Origin of the sequence: Mesorhizobium sp. M7A.F.Ca.US.006.04.2.1 (assembly GCF_004022915.1) — a bacterium.
GTDB lineage: Bacteria > Pseudomonadota > Alphaproteobacteria > Rhizobiales > Rhizobiaceae > Mesorhizobium > Mesorhizobium ciceri.
The window spans coordinates 1-2,123 of the sequence record NZ_RZQA01000975.1 but is presented as its reverse complement, the minus strand read 5'-3'; the positions used below and the strand labels follow the sequence as shown (position 1 = coordinate 2,123).

3 protein-coding genes and 1 other RNA gene are annotated in these 2,123 nt (G+C 59.4%); 2 read left to right on the top strand and 2 right to left on the bottom strand.

Going from position 1 to position 2,123, the window contains the following annotated elements; translation table 11 throughout:
- A partial coding sequence (locus tag EN925_RS33040; protein WP_245487398.1) for a thiamine pyrophosphate-dependent enzyme occupies positions 1–439 on the top strand: 439 nt, incomplete at its 5' end.
- 64 nt (positions 440–503) lie between these two features.
- Here EN925_RS33040 and EN925_RS33035 read toward each other — a convergent pair.
- Together EN925_RS33035 and ssrA are read right to left on the bottom strand one after the other, a co-directional pair.
- Complete coding sequence (locus tag EN925_RS33035) at positions 504–1,055, bottom strand: AAA family ATPase (RefSeq protein ID WP_206519228.1); 552 nt, start codon at positions 1,053–1,055, stop codon at positions 504–506.
- Positions 1,056–1,141: 86 nt separating this feature from the next.
- Positions 1,142–1,501, bottom strand: a transfer-messenger RNA (tmRNA) gene (ssrA, locus tag EN925_RS33030).
- Positions 1,502–1,669: 168 nt separating this feature from the next.
- Between ssrA and EN925_RS33025 the strand changes: the two genes are divergently transcribed.
- A complete protein-coding gene (locus EN925_RS33025) occupies positions 1,670–1,981 on the top strand; it encodes a DUF2853 family protein (RefSeq protein ID WP_013531020.1) in 312 nt (103 codons plus the stop codon).
- Positions 1,982–2,123 lie beyond the last annotated feature (142 nt).

Below are 2,123 nucleotides of genomic sequence, written 5' to 3'. Positions count from 1 at the left end.
CCCGGAAAGCCTCGTCATCGATATTGCCGGCGACGCATCTGTCCAGATGACGATGAAAGAGATGTCGGCGGCGGTTCAGTACAATGCGCCTATCAAGATATTCATCTTGAACAACTCTTACATGGGCATGGTTCGCCAGTGGCAGCAAATGCTTCACGGAAACCGGCTTGCGCATTCCTATTCCGAAACTTTGCCCGATTTCGTCAAACTGGCTGAAGCGTTCGGTGCGGTCGGCATACGTTGTGAGAAGCCGGCCGACCTCGATGACGCGATTCAGGAAATGATCGATGTAAACCGGCCGGTGCTCTTCGACTGCCGTGTTGCCGAACTCGCCAATTGCCTTCCGATGATCCGGACGGGCAGAGCCCATAATGAGATGCTCTTGCCCGGCGAGACCTTCGCCAGTGCAACCGATGAGATCGGCCAGGGACTGGTATAGACCCCAGAGCGGGATGCATTCGAATTGAATCGTGCATCCCGCTCGATTGCGTCCGACTTCAAGGCTACAGCCCGGTTTGCGCCAGCACGAAGCGCAGCCGCGCCTCGACGGGGGCCAGCGGCAACGGAACCATCTCATAGCCCAGTTCCGTGTAGACGCCGACCAGCGCATGGTGGGTGCGCTCGGCCTCGTCGAGCGTCTGCTTGCGCTCTTTGTCCTGCGCGAAGATCTCCGGCCAAAGCGGGGCGACGAAGACGCGCCGATGATAGCGGAAGCGCTCTGCGGCAGCGTGGGCGTGTTCGGGTATCGGCAGGCCGCTCAGCCTGAGATAGCCGAGCGTGTCCGGAACGCCGCGATCGAAAAAAACAGGACGCCCGGTCTGTTCTTGCGCAATTTGATACGAGCGCATCTCCCATGACAGCATCAACTCGGCGTACAGGGCGCGATCGTGCCAAGGCAAAGCGGGTCCGCCAATGGCGGACTGGTCGCGGATAATGCCGCGGCCGGCTTCCACCGAGGCGGCAAAGCCTGCGTGGCGCAGGGCTTCGATCAGGGTGGTCTTGCCGGATCCGGGACCGCCGGTCAGCACGAAGAATCGATCGGAATCGTTTTGCATGTTTTGTCCATGGCGAGGGAGCACGCGGCAGGGCGCGTTCGCGGCGGAACTGCCGTCGCGCATGCTGGATATCGGAGGAGGGGAGAAGTGGAGGTTTCTGTTGCCAGGTACCTCCGAACCCCGCCTAGAAGTGCGAACCTCTAGGGCTTGATTTGAAGCTATCGCACCGCTTACGCGGCGAGACGTGCTTCCGCATAGTTGTCATTTGCAACTACAGGTTTAGCCCGATGACGGTGGTACCATGCCGGGCAAAAGTACGATCTTTACACCTTCGTCGATCCTATTTCGCCCCCAGCAAAAACCGCTCTGTCGTCAACAGCGGCTTTTGGTGGAGGCGCCGGGTACCGCCCCCGGGTCCGAACGGCTTATTTCATCGCCCATTTATCGCCATAGTCGGTCAAGCCGACAAACCGAATATAGGGGGCGATCGCAGGAAATGAAAGGCCGCAATGGCACTTTGTCCCCGTGTCAAAACCGCAAGTCCGAAGGGTTGACTTGAGCGCGGTCTCAACCGAAGCTTTGCCACGGTGAGGAGTTATCGACATAGCGCACAAGTTGCAGCAGCGCCACAGCCCTCATCGATCGGATCCGTGGCGCCGACGAGGGGAATTTTGATGGCCGACTATCTTGCAGACGTGAAGAAATACGATGCCTCGGCGAGTGCCGACGTGGTCGACAAAATCGTGAAGCATCTTGGCATTGCGCTTCGGAACCGCGATTCCTCGCTGGTGTCTTGCACCGATCCGAAGGAACTGGAGCGCGTCAAGGCTGGCTGGGTTGCCAAGAAGCTCGGCATATCGGACGACAGCAAGGCCGACGCTTCGATCGAGAAGGTCTGCAAGGCGATGGCCGCCGACAATACCAAGAACCGGGTTACCTTCTACTACCTGGTTGCCAAGGACCTGGGTAAGCTCGGCTCCCTCTGACGGCCGCGCTTCAATTCGCCGGGCTGGCGCGGTCCATGCGCCAGCCGGTGATGTTGTTGGGGACTGACTGGCTTCGGGCATGGCTTGCGCGCTGCTTTGTGGTGTTCGATCGCCCGTCTGTCAGTTATGATGGCTGGACAAC

Excerpts from the sequence above, each read along its gene's own strand:
- EN925_RS33025 (WP_013531020.1), top strand. The coding sequence starts at position 1,670 with ATGGCCGACTATCTTGCAGACGTGAAGAAATACGATGCCTCGGCGAGT.
- EN925_RS33035 (WP_206519228.1), bottom strand. The coding sequence starts at position 1,055 with ATGCAAAACGATTCCGATCGATTCTTCGTGCTGACCGGCGGTCCCGGA.